Raw genomic sequence first — 16,029 nt, 5'->3', positions numbered from 1 at the left:
GCTCACTCGCCCGTGTCCCGGAACGCTTCGACGTCCCACAGCGCTTCGGCGAGGTCCGCGAGGCTGCCTTCGCCCGGAACGATCCAGTACCGAGCACCCTGGACGGCGCTCCATGCCTCACGCCAGTCGGCGCTCTGCCAGATGTGCCGGATCAGTCCGTTGATCGAGTACGGGTGTCCGTCGGCGGCCCAGCGCAGCGGATGCCTGGCGTCGTTGCTCCAAGTCGCGAGGTAACGACGGGGGTCCTCGTCGAGCCAGCGGCCGATGGCCCGTTCTTCAACGTGCCCTGGCTTGTACAGCACCTCTGTCCCGTCCGGGATCCGCCGGTGTTCGACGAGGAGCCGGGCCGAACTGGGCCTCCGCGGCTGTTGGGGCGGGGGCGCGACGACGAGCTGCGGAGTCCGCTCTACGTCCGTGAGGGTTTGCACGGTCCTCTCCGCGAGCAGGCGACACCGCTCAGCCTCTCGGAAGATCGTCGCGATGAAGGAGTTGCTGCCGAAGATGTCGTCCACCAGCGGGATCAGTACTGCCAGCACCTGACGTACGCGGCCGGGCACGTCGATTAGCGTGTGCTCCCAATTGGCGTCGGGCTCGTCGATCCCCTCGGCTCCGTGGAGCCGGAACACCAGGTGCGCAACGAGCAGGCTGCCGCGCTCCGCGATGGCAGCTGTCCGCCCAGTCAGGCCGGGCTTCAGCTCGTGTAGGGCCTCCCGGACGGCACGAAGCAGGAGGACGGAGCGCCAGATCTGCAGGGCGCTCGGCCGGCGGCCGAACAGGCGGGTGTACGTCCCCTCCGGCGTCGCTTCCCACAGGTGCTCGGTTGAGGCGTTGGCCACGGCGCTGAGGGACGCGTCCGGGTGGCCGCAGGCGAGCGCCACGGCCGCCTCCTCAAGTGAGCAGCCCGCCGTGGGCGTGGGTACCAGCTCGCCCCGTCTGAAGACGTACTCCTTACCGAGGGCTGCCCGGAAGTCGTCCCTGATGCGGCTCTGCACCTCGTCGAGGGCGACGAAGTCGCGAGACTCCGTGCGGTGTTGAGTATGGGTAGCGGCGACGACGGACCGGGCGAAGTCCTCGGGTGCATTCGCCACGCAGATGATCCGAACTGGGACAGCGGCCAGCGAGACGTTTTCGGGATGCTTCTCGTACGCGTAGTAGACGGAGGCGACGGTCTGGGCGCCGTTCACGACTGCGGCCCCCTTGAGCCGCAGTCGTACCGGGGCGCCTTGGACGGGGCGGGAGAAGAACTCGGTCTCGAGGGAGTCGCACAGCACTGTGATGCCGTTGTGTAGGTACGGAAAGGCCTCGGGGGTGGTCCGCAACGTCTCCACGAGACCGAGGTTGAGCGCTGTCACGCCGAGGTGACCCCGGAGGTTCCGGTCGAACAGACGGGCCCCGTGCTCCTGGTACCAGAGCGCGACCTCGTCTGCCCCGACCAGCCCGCTGAACATCCGATGTGGGATGTCCTTCGTGTACCAGCTGCTGGGCAGCGTGGCGACGAGTTCGACGTTCCGGGGGAGGGCATCACGGTGGGCGGCGGCGTGGAAGTCGGGGAGTGCCAGAACGTGGCACTCGACTGCGGCGCCGAAGTCCGCGGCGGCCTGCTCGATCACCAGGCGTGCCTGGTCCTTCGACGCCTGTTCGCCCATGACCGCCACGACGAGGTGAACCCGGCACTCCGGTGATTCAAGGATGTCGCGCACCCGATCGGCGTGCTGCCGCACCCGGTCGTTGAAACGGTCGAAGTCGCGGTTATCCAACTGCCTCAGACCGTGAAGCAGTTTCAGCGCGCCTTCCACTCCGAAGCGCGCCTTGCCCTGCTCGCTCCACTTAGCCTGGATGAGCCACAGTTCCGGCGCCGAGGGGGAGCAACCGATGGCGTCGATCCCTTGGTCGTCCCGGCCGTCGGTGACCGATGCCGCGGCCTCGGTCGGTGGGCAGCCGGTGAGCAGTTGGAGCGACATGGCGGCTAACGCGCGGGTAGTGAAGACCAGTTCAGTCTCGCTGGCATTCCGGCCCTCTAGGTCTCCGAGGTCGATGAGACCGTCATACTCGCGCTTCAGGGCCTCTCGGATGACCCCGACCGTCTGGGCGCGCGTCGATTCCGTGTCCTCGCCGTCACCCATGAATGCCCCCGCATTGTTTGGTCGTCCCATCCTACGTGCGCGGGAACCGGCCTCCGGGCCGGCGAGCGATAGCGACGGATAGCGCGTGTAGTGGCAAAGCCAGCTGGGGCGCGCTCAGGGGTCGCCGGTCCGGGCGGAGGACCTGAACCGTTTCGAGGTCGCACAGGAGCTACGGCGTACCGTGGGGGAATTCCGCAGCGCCAGCAGCCCGTAGGACTCACCAGGCGAGGGGGTTGGTCGGGGCGGCCGGCGCCGGTGCCTTTCAACGACGGATCGTCACTTATCACGGACTGCCTGGTTGAGCGGTGGTGTTGAGGCATTCCGGGCCTGGGAGCCGTGCGGCGTGGTTGGCTGTTGGGTCAGTAGGCGCAGGTGCCGACGAGCCGGCAGGTCGTCGATCCTGTTGTGATCCGTGAACCACGACCCGGACTCCTACGCCAAACCGGCCGCCAGCGGATGCCCTTTTCCGCCTGACCCTCCTCATCAGCTGTACCTGAGCTTTGCTGTCGGCGCGGAACTCGGTTCTGACCATTCTGTGGTCGAACTGAGCAGCATCCGTCGCCGGTTCGACCTCTGTCACGAGAGTGTCGAATCGGTGGATGCCCTGACGATGTGGATCTTGGGTACGGCGGGCGCTGTGAGCGTCTTCCTGTTTACAGTGCGCGGCCTTTTGGACCAGCTTCCCGAAGTCTTCGAAGCCTGGCATCGAGCCAGACGCGCGATCCGCGATCGAGCTGGTGACGACGACCGGCTCTCCTGAAACTCATCAGCGCGGCATCCGCTGACGGGTGGCTATGTCGGCTTCTCCGGGAGTCGTTTGGCGGCGATCCTCATGATCGATGTCAGCGACTTTTGGGCTCTGGCACAGACCTTGGGGAGCGGTCGCGGAGCGTCACCACGGCGCTCGATTGCAAGGGCTCAGATTCGTGTGAGACCGCGTACGCCTTCCCGCCTTGCAGCAGGGAGTGACGCTCCATCAGCTCTGCGCTCGGCCTCTCCGGTGACCGCGGCGAGCGGTGACGGCACTGGTCATGCAGGCCGACGCAACGTTCTGGGACTCGCTCGTGTTCGACGGAATCGACGACGTGGCCGTCGAAGCGGCAACCGCCGCCTTCGGCACGGTCGATGTCACGGCCAGAGGCCGTGCAGCCGGGGTCGCGTGTCCGGACTGCGGCCGCTCCTCAAATCGAGTGCATGACTCCTACCAGCGCAGATTGAAGGATCTACCGCTCGCTGAACAGAGCGTCGTGATACATCACGGTCCGGCGTTTCATCTGCAGCACGGACAACTGCCCGCGTCGCACGTTCGCCGAGCCGTTCGCTCAGTTGACCGCCCCGTACGCACGCTTCACCACGCGGCTGGGCCACGTCCTGGAGCGCGTCGGGCTCGCACTCGCCGGACGAGCTGGTGCTCGGCTGACCGCCCAACTGGGCTTTCAAGTGGGACGGATGACCCTGCTGCGCAGGGTCATGGCTCTACCCGACCCGCAGCCCAGCACGCCACGCGTGCTGGGCGTGGACGACTTCGCAACCCGCCGCGGGCAGACCTACTCCACCGTCTTGACCTGCGGAGAGACCCATCGCTTGGTAGACGTGCTCCCGACGCGCGACTCCGGACCGCTGGCCGCGTGGCTGGCCACCCACCCGGGCGTGGAAATCATCTGCCGGGACCGGGCGGGCGCCTACGCGGAGGGCGCACGACTCGGCGCTCCCACCGCAATCCAGGTCGCCGACCGGTTCCACCTGTGGCAGGGCATCGGCAGAGCAGTGGAGACCTGCGTCGCCGCCCATCGCGAATGCCTGAATGGGCCAACCCCACCAACACGAGCGGACGTCGGGGCGTCGACCAACGACCCGGTGCGCGGCGGACCGGACCTTGATGGCCGGCGGGCCCAGCGCAAGAAGGCCGCGCACGCCCTGGTCCACAAACTGCTCGCTCAGGGGCACCCGCGCCGGGCGATCGCCCGGCATCTGGGCTGGGGACTCAACACCGTGCTGCGATACGCACGTGCGGCCACCTGGCAGGACACCCTCCGGGAGAACCGTCCCCGGCCCAGTCGCCTGGACCCCTACAAGCCCTATCTGGAGCGGCGGTACGCCGCGGGATGCACGAACGTCACTCGCCTGCATCGCGAACTGGTCATCGAGAACGCCCCCGTCACTTACCAGATGGTCCGCGCCTACATCGCCGACCTGCGCGCCGTGCCGCCACAGGCGCCGCCTCCTCCGCCGACGGTGCGGCGGGTCACCGGCTGGCTCACCCGGCACCCCGCAACCCTGAGCGAGGACGAGCGCGCCGCACTGAAGGATGTCCTGGCACGCTGCCCCGAACTGGATTCCGCCGCCGAACACGTCCGGGGCTTCGGCGAGATCCTCACCCATCGGCTCGGCTCGGCTCCACGCTCCCCGCCTGGATCGACGCCGTCGACGCCAGCCAACTGCCCGGCCTCACCAACTTCGCCCTCCACCTGCTCCGAGACCGCGACGCGGTGACCGCCGGCCTCACCCTGCACCGGAGCTCCGGCGGCACAGAAGGTGCCGTGAACCGCATCAAGAAGATCAAGAGACAGCTCTACGGCCGTGCCGGATTCGAACTGCTCCGCAAGATGATCCTGCTCCAATAGCGTCTCGCCCCAGCTCTGAAGCCATCCCCGGTCACTCCAGCGACTGTGGTGAGCTGAGAAGATCGCCGCGAGATCAGATTCCATCGAGACCGCGAAGGACAGGGATGTCGAGGAGACTGCCCATAGACCAGGCCCAGGAGCGGCTTCGACATGAGCTGAGCGCTGGGCAACAGCCCCTCTCCGAACTGGACTTGGACGAGATGTGGCTTAGGTTCGTTCGCTTCGGCTCGCAACGCTTCGACACCGCGGGCACACCCGACGCTGATGGTCTTCTCTTCCAGTACGGGACCCACTCCTTCGAGGGCCCGCGCGTCTTCACGCTGGACCTTGCCCGGCAGTTCGAGGTCAACGACGCCACCGGTGAACATGATCATTACATCCAGCTCCACTGCGAACTTCGGTACGAACCCGTCTTCCAACTCCGCGCACTGGGGCACTTCGAGTCCTGGTTCTTCCACGACACGGACGACGAACTCGACCGCTGGGCCGACGGCCTGGGCCTCCACCAATTCTGGGAGATCCTCCGCAACTTCCATCCCACTGAAATCAGGGTCTACCAAGAACAGGTGTGATCAAAGCCGCGAAGCGGCCTGTCCAGTGACGCTCCGCGACCGCTCCCCAAGATCTGTGCCAGAGCCGACTTTTGATGTCACTCAAGTGCTGCGGGGACGCCTGGCGGGCCGCGGAGTGGGAGCCCTGCGGCACTGCCAGATCGCGGGGGCGGACTGTTCCCGGTTCCCGCCCGCGCGGCTCTCGGGTGCGGATACCGGCCTTCGCCCGGAACCGGCATCGTGAAACCATCAAGCGGTGACCGAAACGAGCAGCGACGACGGCCGCAGCTTCCGGCGCGAGACCGAGCGGGTTGTCAACGAGATCGCCCAAGGGCTCCGCACGTTGGACGCTGGTGTGGGCTGGTTCTCCCGCCTCGCCCGGACACGCCGGCAGGAGGTACTGCAGGAAGTCGCCGGCTATGCGATGCAGGCGCACATTACAGTTGCGGATGGCCGTGTGGGGGTGGCGCGGTCCGGTGTGAAGCCCACGGCCAACCCCTCGGTAATGATCTGCATGGACCCGCCCCGCTACGGGTTCGCGGGTCTCCCCGCCGCCGAACACGTCAAGGCATTCCGTGTCCTCGTTTCCGTGTTCGCCATTGCCGACACTCGTCGCCGCGAGACGTTCTGCAAAGGCGCCTGCGGACATGCATGGCACAACCTGCCTGCGGCAACCGAGCAGCCGTAGAATCGGCCATTCCGGCTCTGGCTGGGCTGGTTATTCGGGTGGCCCCTCCCGTGTGGCGCCCGGTCAGTTGGCCTGGGCTCGTTCGGTCTGGGCCTTGGTGTGAGCGAGGCGGTAGGACTCGGTGCCGGTCTGGATGATGGCGCCGTTGAAGATCAGTCGGTCGACGATGGCCGCGCAGAGCCGGGGGTCGGGGACGTCTTCGTTCAGCGTGCGCCCTGAAGCGCTTCGTTTGGGCGGCGCGGACGCTGCCGATCGGGGGCGCGCTCGCCGGTGTTGCGCGCCGGCCGGGCCGCCGACGGTGCGGCGGCCGGGGTCAGGAGTCGTCGTGGGCGAGTCGGTGATGTGGTCGAAGCCGCGCAGTAGAGGCGTCAGCTCCTGCGCGGCTCCGCACAGCGTGCACAGCCGGGTCCTCGGGTACTCCGCCGCTTCCACAGCCGCGCCACGATCTCCTGCGCCTCGGTGCCGAGCAGGAGATCGGCGGGCAGCACGACCCGGACCGGCACGGGCACGAGTTCGGGATCGGCGTCGGAAGGCGATGTCACCGCACCACCGTAGGCAGTGAGCCGGTGCCGCCCGCGTGTCCACACGGGCAGCTCTCGTCTCACGGGCCCGGGCGCCAACGGGCTGTCCCTCCTCAGCGCCGGTGTGACGACGCAGGCTTGTCGGCAATAGTCGGCCAGAATGCCGCCGGTCAGGGAGCTATTACACTCCGTAGTTGGCAAGAGCAACGCAGCTTAGTCGGCAAGCTGTGGTGACAGGCAGCGATCCCGCTTCCCGGCGGGATGCTCCGGCTGCTGATGGCGAGCTGCGGAGATCGCCGGTTGATGAACTGTGGGCGGGGTGTTCTTTGGGCCATGGATGAGTGTGGACGGATGTGCGCCGGAGCGCACTTCTGAGTCGTGTGCTCGCGCCGAGCGCTGTTGAGTGCGCCTACTCGGACGAGGGGTCGTGCGGCAACCATCTGTCATGGCAGCCGGGCGGTAGCGCCGGGCGGTTTTGAGGGGGGAACCTGAATGATCACATCAGCAGGACAGGCCCTGGAATTCTTTTACACGCCCGCCGAGTGCGAATTCGATTCGGCGGCCGCGGATGCCGCCGACGCCCATGTCCTCGCATGGGCCAAGGACATGCAATTGGTGCGCAGCCAGACAACGTCCACCGTCGTCGCTTCCTGGAACCTGGGGGCCGCAGCTGCAGCAGTCTTCCCTCATGCCCGTGGTCTCGGGCTGGACCTGGTGGCCGACTGGATCGCGTGGGCGCTGTTCACCGACGACCTCCTCAACCGCGCCGACACCCCGCTGCCGTTCGTCGCCTGCGTGGTCGATGACACCTTCCGGGTGCTGCATGCCGATCCCCGGGGACCGGCACCCGAACCACTGCGCGGAGCCGGCCAGGGCCTGTGGAGCCTGCTGACCCGCGTGGCCGCCCAGATGTCCGACGAATGGCTGGGCCGCTGCCGCGCGGACGTGGGCCTGTTCATGCGAGGGATCGTGAACAAGTTCCTGCTCAGCGCCAGCCCGGAACTACCGGACGTCGAGACGGCCCTCGCCGTGCGCGCCGACGACATCGCCATCTCGATGTTCACCAACCTCATCGAGCACTTCGAGGGCTTCGAGCTTCCGATGCTGGCTACGGCCACCGGCAGCTACGTGCAACTTCGCCGCACCCTCGACGAGGCCGTCGCCATCCAGAACGACGTCTTCTCCTTCTACCGCGACCTGAAAAACCCCGACGCCGACGGTGTCATGAACATCGTCTCCGCCCTGGAACGCCGCCACGCCAAGGGCACCGAACACGCCCTCCTCCAGACCCGCGCCATGTACCGGGACCGGCTCACCGCCCTGGCCTCGGCCCGCGATCAGTTCCCCGGCCAGTGCCGCGCCCTGGGACTGGACGACCAGACCGTCCAGAACGCCGAGATCTACGCGAACATCGTCCACGACATGGTTCACGGCATGGTCCACGCCCACTTCATCGTCGGCGCCCGGGGCTACATGGATGTCCAGAGCCTCATCCCGCCCCGCTCCGAACTGCACCCCGACTTCAACGACAGCACCCTGCGGCCCTCCCGCCCGCTGCACCCCGTTCACTGACCCCACCCCTGCGGCTTTCTCACTCCTGCGCGTCGCGGTGACGGCTGCGTCATCAACGGCCCCCGTCAATTCCGAAGGAAGCTCGACACCGGCATGTTCTCCCGCACGCCCCACGACGTCGCTGAGGTCTATTTCGCGGCTGACTCACCTCACCGAAGGAACCGACACCAAGGGACTGACCACGATGAGTACCGCCGCGGTGCCCCCCATTCTGCTGGACCCCGCAACCATCCGGGCACGTGTCGAACGGCTCCTTTACGACTTCCTCGACGACCAAGAGCAGGGTGCCCCCGATCTGCCGGAACTCGCCCTGTTCACCGGGAAGCTGCGAGCCATGCTGGCGGCCGGCGGCAAACGCGTTCGTCCCGTCCTGTGCCTGGTGGGCTGGCACTCCATCACCGACCGCACCCCGCCCCCAGCAGTGTGGCGGGTCGCTGCCTCGCTGGAGCTGTTCCACACCTTCGCCCTGATCCACGACGACATCATGGACAACTCAGACACCCGCCGCGGGCAGACCACCGCCCACCGGGCCCTCGCCACTCAGCACGCCGGGCGCCGCGATGCCGACTCGCTCGGCGTCAACACGGCGATTCTGCTCGGCAACCTGGCCTTCGGCTGGTCCTACGAACTCCTCCACGCCGACGACGTGACACCCGCGCAAAACCGCCGCACCCGGCCACTGCTCAACGCCCTGCGCACCGAAGCCCTGGTCGGCCAGTACCTGGACTTGGCTGCGGCCGGAAAACCGGATGCCGACCCGCACATCGCCTGGCGGATCATCCGCTACAAGACCGCCAAGTACACCGTCGAGCGCCCTCTTACCCTTGGCGCCACCCTGGCCAGCGCCACCGACCAGCAGCTCAACGCCCTCTCCGCGTACGCCCTCCCCCTCGGAGAAGCCTTCCAGCTGCGCGACGACCTGCTCGGCATATGGGGAAACCCAGCCGAGACCGGCAAATCCACCCTGGACGACCTCCGCGAGGGCAAACACACCGTCCTGTACGCCCTAGCACTCCAGCGCGCCACCATCCCCCAACAGCGCAGCCTGCACAGGGCTTTCGGTCAACCTCACCTGACCGAAACCGACGCCGAGGACATCCGCTCCGTACTCACCGCCTCCGGCGCACGCACCACCACCGAACAGATGATCACCGACCGACGTGAGCAGGCTCTCGCTGCCCTACACACGGCCGACTTCCGCCCCACCGGCCCGATCTGGCTGCGCCACTTAGCCCATACCCTCACCACCCGCAGCGGCTTGAGTCTGACGGACACGAACGAGGGCACTGTCGGGACGGGGGAGCTCCCCTCCCGGCCAGACACGCCAAGGGCCCCGACGGAGAAGACATCCCCGGGGCCCGGCGTATGAGTCGCACTGTTCAACCTGCCTGCACGGCACGCTCAGCCCCGCTCGGGCACAAAGGGCTCTACCTCGTGCAGGCAGTACACGCATGTGGATGCCGAGTCGACGCGACCCATGCACCGCTGGCACTTCCCGCCTTCGCAGACCGGTCCACGGCCGTGTCACCGGTCAAAAGCGCACGGACCTCCCCGCACAGCCGGGCCCCGGCGGAGCTGCAGAAGCCCGCCACCCCACCCACCGATTTCCTCGCCGACGCCTGGAGCAACACCCCGCCGACCCCCGCAGCCGAGCCCGACACCACTGCGGCCGCGACCACCCCGGCGACGTCGCCGGCGAACCCGCCCCGGTCGACGACGACCAGGCGGTGGGACTGCGCGAGGCCCACCAGCACCACCTGCCGGACATCACCATCGCTGCGCTGCCCTACGCCCGCGCCAACGACCGCACCTTCCCCAAGTCGGTCGACAAGCGCGGCGCCGAACTCCTCTACCGCATCGGCGACCTCAAGCGCTGGGCACGCAACCGGCCCCGCGCCGCCACCCGGCACCACCGACCTCGACTGACCACCCCACGGCCGCCGCCCCGAAGCGGCCCTCTCCGCTCTGGCCGACACGACGTCGTCCGGCCACTGCACTGGGTAACGGTCCGGCCCCCAGAGGTCGGCCTGCACTGGGAAGTGCACGGGACGTGGCTGCGCCCGCCGATCCTCATCGACCGGCGTTTCCTGGACCCGTCGGACAGCGGGCTCCAGGTCCTGGAGGGCCGAACGCGCGGCGGTGTTCTGCGCGGCCGCCGACGCGAGCAACTGCACGTCGCCCGCAACCATCAAGCCTGGGTCGGACCCCGTGACAACGTGCCGAGCCTCAGTACGCTGCGAGCGTCCGGCCGTTTTCCAGGAAGAGCTGCGGATGACTGGCTGGGTGCGTGAGTAATGACACCGCCTGTCGGTCAGCAACGACACCACCCCGCCTCATCGGAGAGCGGTATCTCTGAGTTCTGACACCACCCTGGTGCTTGCGGTGGGACCAACGAAGTGCCCCGCGTGGTGAGTGGGCATGGATGCCCACTCAGGGGGTGAGTGAGCGGGGCGAGGTGATCAGGGGCCGGACGATCCCGCTGGCCTGGATGATGCGGTCCACGTCCTGGTCGGTGAGGTCGCAGTGCAGGGAGAGCCGCAGTGCGGTGCGGTTGTGGGGGGTGGCGGGGGGACAGAAGACGGATCCGAACACGTCGTGGTCTTCCATGATGTCGCGTACCTGAATGATGGTTTCGTCCGGGCCGGTGGGCAGCGACATGATGTGGGCGCCCGAACCCCGCAGGTCGTACCCGAGGCTGGTGAGGCCTTGCCGCAGGGTCGCGGCGACTTCCTGCAGGCGGGTGCGGCGCCATTCGTCGTGGCGGACGACGTCCAGGGTGGCGGAGATCTGTACCAGGTCGGACGGCACCAGGGTGGAGGCGAAGACGGCCGGGTAGGAGGTCATCTTGAAGTACTCGACGAATTCCTCGTCCGGACAGGTGATGTAGCCGGCCCGTTTCGCGAACGCCTTCGACAGGCTCATCGTGCGGAAATGCACCCGCTTCGTCAGTCCGGCCGCCGCGACCATGCCCGCTCCGGCGGGGCCGTGGGTGCCCAGCGAGTGGGCCTCGTCGACGACCAGGACACAGCCGGTCTGCTCGGCGACGGCGCACAGCGCGGCCAGCGGCGCGAGGCTGCCGCACACGCTGTACATCGAGTCGACCGCGATCACCCCGGGGCCGTGCTCCTCGATACGGCGCAGCAGGTGGGCGGTGTCGTTGTGGCGGAAGGGCCGCACCGGGGCACCGGCCGCCTTCGCGCCCGCCCACAGCGACATGTGAGCCAGCATGTCCACGTACACCGGCACTTCGGGCCCTGCCAGGGTTTGCAGCAGCCCCACGTTGGCGTCGTATCCCGACTGGCAGAACACGCCCGCCTGCGAACCGAGGTAGCCGGCCAGCTCCCGCTCCAGCACGGTCTGCGGGTGCTCCTCATACAGCAGCGCCGCTGAAGCCAGCCGCGCCCCCCGCATCGCGTCGAGGGACTCGGTCACGGCGTCCACGATGCGCTTGTCGCCGGCCAGGCGCAGGTAGTCGTTGCTGTCGACCACCGTGGAGCCCGGCCCCGGCAGGCGTCGGCCGCGCAGGATGTGCCGACCCGCCCACCGCCCCCGAATCCCGCTCGCGTGGAAAGCCTCCACCCGCTCCTGGACGAACGCCGGCAGCAGCGAGCCAACGGCACAAGGTTCGATCATGCTCGGCAATCTAGGCTCGCAGACCGGCTCAAACGCGTTGCCCCACAGGCACGTTCGGGTGATTCACGGCGGCTGTGTTCGGCTGCGGAACAGCAGGCTCATCCCCGGCACCGAAGCAGGAACGCAGTCATCCAGACCACCGCCGGGCAGACGATCCTGGAGAAGTTCGGCGTCAATGACGTCATCACGCTCCATGCCTTCCGCATCGGGACGAACCCCGCCTCCGTCATCAGCAACGGCGACGGACGTACGGAAGCCATGGCGCACTGGGTGAGCCCCGGGTTCTAGCCCACCATGTGCGCTGGTCAGCCGAACTGGCGAGTCCCCCGATTGAGTGGTGGGCCGCCAGTTGTGGGGCGACGGCCCACGTGCCTCCGTAGCGTCCTCGGACATGACAATCAACAATCCTCGGCACCGAGCAAGCAAGCTGTGGGCCGCGGCAGTTGCACTGACCGTCGGAGGCGTCATGGCGCCCGTGACACTGGTCTCTCCGGCAGAAGCTGCGGACACCTGCGTGAGTGGCGTCACGTTCAAAACCGCGGGTGCCGCGTCCTGCGAGCTGCCCAGCCGTGCCCTCACGGTCACCGTGACCCTCATCGGCGCCGGCGCCGGCGGCGGTGGTGGCGGCATCGGCAATGGGGGTGGCGGCGGGGGTGGCGGTGGCGGCGGGCGCATGGAGTGCCACTACTTCGTCAAGTACGGCGAGGACGTGCGCATCACCGTGGGCCGTGGCGGATACGGCGGCGCCGGCGGCATCGCATCCTCCGTAGGCGGCTCGGATGACGGCGGCAAGGGCGGCGACGGCAGCGCCACCTCGGTCATCCTCGGCGGCCGTACAGACACCATGCCCGGCGGCATCGGCGGCGGCGGCGGGCTCGGCTACGCCAATTTCGGAGGCAACACCGCAGGCGCCGGCGGCCCAAGCCCCAGCGAGGGCCCCTGTGGCTACCAGCGAGGCGCCACGGGTGCCAATGGCACCAAGGGCGCTGGCAGCAGGGGCGGCTCGGGTGGTGCCGGCGGCGAAGCAGCCGGTCCGGTTCCCGCCTCTTGCGGCGCCGCTGGCCGCGCCGGCGCCGGTGGCTCCGCTGGCGGCGGCGCCGCTGGCCGCGAAGGCAACGACGGCCGAGCCGGAAACGAGGGGTGCGTCGTCGTCCGCTTCCATTAGCTGCACCCGTGCAATCCTCAAATCACCGCTGACCTGGCTCTCTCGGGGCCTTGGACGGCTTCGCGGCGCCGTATAGCCGGAGGGGGAGCGGCCCGGGATCCCAGTGCCTACACGCACTCCAGTGCGATGCCGCAGGCCCGGGAGAGCGAAGGACCCCGGGCGCACACAGCGCCCGGGGTCCGCCCAACAGCGTCAGGATGCCGCCCAGTTGAGCCCGAGTTCGGCGAATGCGGCGAGTTTGTCGGCGGTGAGCTTCGCGCGGCGTCCCTTCTGGTTCATGATCCAGACTCCGAGCTTGACGGGGTGCTCTTGGCCGTCGACCTCGACCGTCTCTACGTGGGCCCTGGGTACCTTCACAGAGCCCTCCCGGGCCTTGTACTGCGCCAGGGCCGCAACGCCCCGCTCGAAGGCGCTCAGCGGCGTCGTGGACGGCTTCGCGGACGCCTCCAGCTCCGGGGCCGGGGCGAGCGGTGTGATGCCGAGCTGCTCGAGGCGTTCGCGCTGCCCGTCGTGAAGGGCTTGCCAGACCTCGGGCTTGCGCTGCCGGGCCAGCCATTTCCCGATGTCCATGCCGTGGACCGTGAGGCCGGGCAGGACGTCGGCCCGGCCCTGTTCGTCGCGTACGAGCTCGCGTAGTGCGGCGTAGTGGCGTTGCCACTCCGGCGGCCACGATGGGTTCCAGTCCTCGTCGACGGCTTCCAGTGCCGTTTTCCAGTCGGGGTGGTCATCCAGCGCACCGGGCCGCCGCAAATTCGCGAGCCACATCCCCAACGGCCTGTCCAGCATGGTCGCGGACCTCGGAGCGCAGAGGGTCCAGTGGTCCGCGTAGTACGCCTTCGCGGCCTCCAGGTTTTCCTGGAAGCGTTCGTCCGCGAGGCTCCAGACCATGCCGAGCTTCTCCAGGCGCTGGGCGCGCTGGCCGGTCATCTGCCCGGCTGCGTAGGCGCGTCGTTGTTCTGCGACCCATTGCCCAAGTGGTGTCGCGCCCTCGCGGTGTCCGTAGGGCACCCTGGCGTTCCCGACCCGCTCGACGTACGTCTTCAGCTTCGCCCAGCCGCGGGCCCAGTCCTGGCGTTCGGTGTCGATCACGTTGAAGGAGACCCAGTCCGCGACCATCACCGGATCCCTGGGGGCCGCGAAACGGAGCAGCAGCCGTGATTCTTCTTCGCCGTCTTCTGGTGCGACACCGATGTTCACGGACGGCTGCGCAACGTCCTTCTGCGGCTCCTGGGGGATGGCGAGCAGTTCCACGACCTCTTCATCGTGGGCCCGCAGCCCTTCCAGGACTTTCACCAGGGGCCGGTAGGACCCGGAGGTGAACATGTCCTCGGGCTGCTCTCCGGGCTGGAGAAATACCGGCACGATCAGGGAGGCGAGCTTGCCCTGTCCCGGCTTCTGCCGGAGTGCCCGGCCGATGGCCTGGACGATGTCGTGCGGCGCGCCCTTCGGGTCCAGTAGGGCAACTGAATCCACGCTTCGAATATCGACACCCTCGCCCAAAACACGACAGTTCGAAAGCACAGCTCGCTGCGCCGTCGACCCGAACGAACCCAGAACCTCCCGTCGGCGCTCGGGGACGTGCTCGCCGCACAGCCAGTCCGCCCAGATCCGAGCGGGGTACGTCTCGGGCTGATCGGCGTGCAGCTTCGCCGCAACCCGCTCCAAGCCCTCCGCGTACGCCTGCGCCTCGATCGTCCGATGGTGAAACGTGATGCACGTCTGCAGGTTGTGCTGACTCATGGTGTGCAGGAGCGCGGCCTGGAGCGCCCCGAGACGCTGCCCCCGCACCTCTTCCGTGTGCCGCTCCTCGCCCATCAACTTCTCCGGGGTGACGACCGGGTCCTTCAGCTCCAGCACGATGATCTGATACCGCGCCAACAACCCCCGGGAGACGGCAGATGCGAGCGAGAGCTTGTACAGGACGGGCCCGAAGACCTTCTCGTCGTCCATGGACGCTGCCATCTCCCGCGGCAGCGGATCCCGCACCCCCTCGGCAACCTCCCGGTTCAGCCGCTCCTCCCAGATCCGCGGCGTCGCCGTCAGGTACAGCCGCCGGTACGCCGGGATGACGGTCTGGTCATGGATGTCCGCCCACGCCTTACCCATCGACCCACTTGTCCTGTGGGCCTCATCAACTACCGCGAGGTCTACCGGGTCCAACTTCTGGCCGTAGACGCCCTCGAATGCCTCCGCCAGGACACCCAGAGACGCGTAGGTGGCGTAGATGGTCACGGGCCCGGAGCCGTGCCACAGCGCCAACTGGATCGGGTTCGTCGTGGAGCGCACCTTCAACGACCACAGCTCCGGGTCATCCTGGAGCGAACACACCGCCACCGCCGGCCCCTTGTGCCCGGCCTCGTGCCACGCCCGCACCGTCTGCGCCAGCAGATCCAGCGTCGGCACCAGCACGAGCACACGCCCCCTGGGCACAAGCCGCCTCGCCGACGCGGCAGCCATGATGGTCTTCCCCGTCCCACACGCCGCGTGCACCTGCCCACGAAGACCATTCCAGGGAATACCACCCGGCGGAACATCGAAACCGCGCACAATGGCGGCAACGGCCTCGATCTGGTGATCACGCAGCTTCACGGCCATGCCCCGTGTTCTCCTTTTCGCGGAATGCAGCGCGTAATAACAAATGGAATCCAGGCACAAGGTGCGCGGCGGTAGGGGTGTAGTATCTGATCCCAGACTCTACACAGCCACGACTCGTGATGCATCACCCACACACCAACTTTCGTGGCCCGAGAGTGGTGCATGACTCAATCCCACCCACGAACGATCGGTTGTCCTGTATGCTGACAGGCCATTGGTGAACATGTCGGGACAGGTAGACGGTGGGGGAGGGGTTCAGGGTGGAGCGCAGCGGAACCCGTCACTACAACGAGGCCGGCACCCCCGTCAGGCCGACGGCCCGTCACATCCGTTCAGGGGTAGTAGCTGGGAATCCCAAGCCCTACACAGACCCGCGCGTGATGCACCCACCCCTTACTGCCAGCCCCAAGAATCCCGCTTGCGGGATTCCCCCAATTCGCGCTTGCGCGAATTGGCACGCACTCAGAATTCCGCTTGCGGAATTCGATTCCCCCGCTTGCGGGGGAATCTGGCGGAGCGTCAGCGGAGCCGCTCCTTATGCAGCGCGCCAGCGCTGC

Annotated in this window: 12 protein-coding genes and 2 pseudogenes; 10 read left to right on the top strand and 4 right to left on the bottom strand. The window is 67.9% G+C overall.

Going from position 1 to position 16,029, the window contains the following annotated elements; translation table 11 throughout:
• Positions 1-2: 2 nt before the first annotated feature.
• Positions 3-2,123, bottom strand: a complete 2,121-nt coding sequence (locus tag JIX55_RS00070; protein WP_257561150.1) for an AIPR family protein — start codon at positions 2,121-2,123, stop codon at positions 3-5.
• 412 nt (positions 2,124-2,535) lie between these two features.
• Between JIX55_RS00070 and JIX55_RS00065 the strand changes: the two genes are divergently transcribed.
• The 6 genes and pseudogenes from JIX55_RS00065 to JIX55_RS00040 all read left to right on the top strand — a co-directional run bounded on the left by JIX55_RS00065 (position 2,536) and on the right by JIX55_RS00040 (position 5,986).
• A complete protein-coding gene (locus tag JIX55_RS00065; protein ID WP_257561149.1) occupies positions 2,536-2,883 on the top strand; it encodes a hypothetical protein in 348 nt (115 codons plus the stop codon).
• Positions 2,884-3,154: 271 nt separating this feature from the next.
• Positions 3,155-3,367 (top strand): annotated as a pseudogene (locus tag JIX55_RS00060) (transposase family protein); the annotation flags it as partial.
• Between the two features lie 10 nt (positions 3,368-3,377).
• The gene (locus JIX55_RS00055; RefSeq protein ID WP_306820102.1) at positions 3,378-4,616 is read left to right on the top strand and encodes an ISL3 family transposase; all 1,239 of its coding nucleotides are present in this window, start codon (positions 3,378-3,380) and stop codon (positions 4,614-4,616) included.
• Positions 4,538-4,747 carry a transposase gene (locus JIX55_RS00050; protein ID WP_257569165.1) on the top strand — a complete coding sequence of 70 codons (210 nt, stop codon included), beginning with the start codon at positions 4,538-4,540 and terminating at the stop codon, positions 4,745-4,747. Before JIX55_RS00055 ends, JIX55_RS00050 begins: the two co-directional genes overlap by 79 nt.
• 104 nt (positions 4,748-4,851) lie before the next feature.
• Positions 4,852-5,319 (top strand): hypothetical protein, encoded by a 468-nt coding sequence (locus tag JIX55_RS00045; RefSeq protein WP_257561148.1) that lies wholly within the window; start codon positions 4,852-4,854, stop codon positions 5,317-5,319.
• Between the two features lie 235 nt (positions 5,320-5,554).
• Positions 5,555-5,986 carry a DUF5958 family protein gene (locus JIX55_RS00040; protein WP_257561147.1) on the top strand — a complete coding sequence of 144 codons (432 nt, stop codon included), beginning with the start codon at positions 5,555-5,557 and terminating at the stop codon, positions 5,984-5,986.
• A 63-nt stretch (positions 5,987-6,049) separates the two neighbouring features.
• On the opposite strand, the pseudogene JIX55_RS00035 reads toward JIX55_RS00040, so the two are convergent.
• A pseudogene (locus JIX55_RS00035) lies at positions 6,050-6,175 on the bottom strand (IS21-like element helper ATPase IstB); the annotation flags it as partial.
• 824 nt (positions 6,176-6,999) lie between these two features.
• Here JIX55_RS00035 and JIX55_RS00030 point away from each other — a divergent pair.
• The 3 genes from JIX55_RS00030 (at position 7,000) to JIX55_RS00020 (ending at position 10,370) form a co-directional block, all read left to right on the top strand.
• Positions 7,000-8,079, top strand: a complete 1,080-nt coding sequence (locus JIX55_RS00030; RefSeq protein WP_257561146.1) for a terpene synthase family protein — start codon at positions 7,000-7,002, stop codon at positions 8,077-8,079.
• Between the two features lie 184 nt (positions 8,080-8,263).
• Positions 8,264-9,448, top strand: coding sequence for a polyprenyl synthetase family protein (locus tag JIX55_RS00025; protein ID WP_257561144.1), 1,185 nt, complete (start codon positions 8,264-8,266; stop codon positions 9,446-9,448).
• Between the two features lie 358 nt (positions 9,449-9,806).
• Positions 9,807-10,370, top strand: coding sequence for a hypothetical protein (locus JIX55_RS00020; protein WP_257561143.1), 564 nt, complete (start codon positions 9,807-9,809; stop codon positions 10,368-10,370).
• 139 nt (positions 10,371-10,509) lie between these two features.
• On the opposite strand, the gene cqsA is transcribed toward JIX55_RS00020, so the two are convergent.
• Entirely contained in the window at positions 10,510-11,712 is a 1,203-nt protein-coding gene (gene cqsA / locus JIX55_RS00015) for an alpha-hydroxyketone-type quorum-sensing autoinducer synthase (protein ID WP_257561142.1), read from the bottom strand.
• 391 nt (positions 11,713-12,103) lie between these two features.
• Between cqsA and JIX55_RS00010 the strand changes: the two genes are divergently transcribed.
• A complete protein-coding gene (locus JIX55_RS00010) occupies positions 12,104-12,877 on the top strand; it encodes a glycine-rich domain-containing protein (RefSeq protein ID WP_257561140.1) in 774 nt (257 codons plus the stop codon).
• Between the two features lie 192 nt (positions 12,878-13,069).
• On the opposite strand, the gene JIX55_RS00005 is transcribed toward JIX55_RS00010, so the two are convergent.
• Complete coding sequence (locus tag JIX55_RS00005; RefSeq protein WP_257561139.1) at positions 13,070-15,472, bottom strand: DEAD/DEAH box helicase; 2,403 nt, start codon at positions 15,470-15,472, stop codon at positions 13,070-13,072.
• Positions 15,473-16,029 lie beyond the last annotated feature (557 nt).

Source organism: Streptomyces sp. DSM 40750 (assembly GCF_024612035.1).
GTDB lineage: Bacteria > Actinomycetota > Actinomycetes > Streptomycetales > Streptomycetaceae > Streptomyces.
The sequence above is the reverse complement of the archived record's forward strand: the minus strand, read 5'-3'. Positions and strand labels throughout refer to the sequence as shown.

Bases quoted from the DNA above. Each gene is read 5' to 3' on its own strand.
- JIX55_RS00005 (WP_257561139.1), bottom strand. From the start codon at position 15,472: ATGGCCGTGAAGCTGCGTGATCACCAGATCGAGGCCGTTGCCGCCATT.
- JIX55_RS00045 (WP_257561148.1), top strand. From the start codon at position 4,852: ATGTCGAGGAGACTGCCCATAGACCAGGCCCAGGAGCGGCTTCGACAT.
- cqsA (WP_257561142.1), bottom strand. From the start codon at position 11,712: ATGATCGAACCTTGTGCCGTTGGCTCGCTGCTGCCGGCGTTCGTCCAG.
- JIX55_RS00010 (WP_257561140.1), top strand. From the start codon at position 12,104: ATGACAATCAACAATCCTCGGCACCGAGCAAGCAAGCTGTGGGCCGCG.
- JIX55_RS00030 (WP_257561146.1), top strand. From the start codon at position 7,000: ATGATCACATCAGCAGGACAGGCCCTGGAATTCTTTTACACGCCCGCC.
- JIX55_RS00025 (WP_257561144.1), top strand. From the start codon at position 8,264: ATGAGTACCGCCGCGGTGCCCCCCATTCTGCTGGACCCCGCAACCATC.
- JIX55_RS00070 (WP_257561150.1), bottom strand. From the start codon at position 2,123: ATGGGTGACGGCGAGGACACGGAATCGACGCGCGCCCAGACGGTCGGG.